The sequence below is a fragment of the Acidovorax cavernicola genome, from assembly GCF_003581445.1.
On sequence record NZ_QXMN01000388.1, the window covers coordinates 1 to 502 of the forward strand.

At 72.9% G+C, this 502-nt stretch carries 1 protein-coding gene; it reads right to left on the minus strand.

What is annotated here, in order from left to right:
* Positions 1–396: hypothetical protein (locus tag D3H34_RS33815; RefSeq protein WP_205736897.1), on the minus strand; the 396-nt coding region annotated here is incomplete at its 3' end.
* Positions 397–502 lie beyond the last annotated feature (106 nt).

Genomic DNA, 502 nt, shown 5'->3' on the forward strand with positions numbered 1-502 from the left:
GTCCACCGCCTCGGGCTCCGGCGCCGGCGCGGCCTCTGCGCGCGGCATCGCCGGGGTCCAGGCCAGATGCGCCGCGCAGATCGTGGCCTGCACCTGCCCGATCAGCGCGATCGCGCCCGGCGCCATGCCGGGCGGGTTCGGCGACGCGTCATGGTCCGCCCGCAGCACCGCCCAGCGTCCGTCCTGATACACCACCTGCAGGGGCGCATCGGCGGGCAGCCCGCAGTCGCTGAGCAGCACGTCGCAGTCCCCCTCGCTGCCGACGCTCAGCCGCTCGCCGGCGGCGATCGCCAGACACGCGCCCTCGTGGCAACCGGACAGGATGCGCAACTCCATTTCAGAGAGCGGATCGACGGGCTCTGCGAGGGCCTCGACGGGCGCGTCGTGGTGCCTCATGCGCGCACCTCGCGCGCGCCATCGGCCGGCGCGCAATATCGACGCGCGCCGCGCAATGGACTACCCAATCCGGCGCGCACTACATACAATCGAATCGCGTATGGGG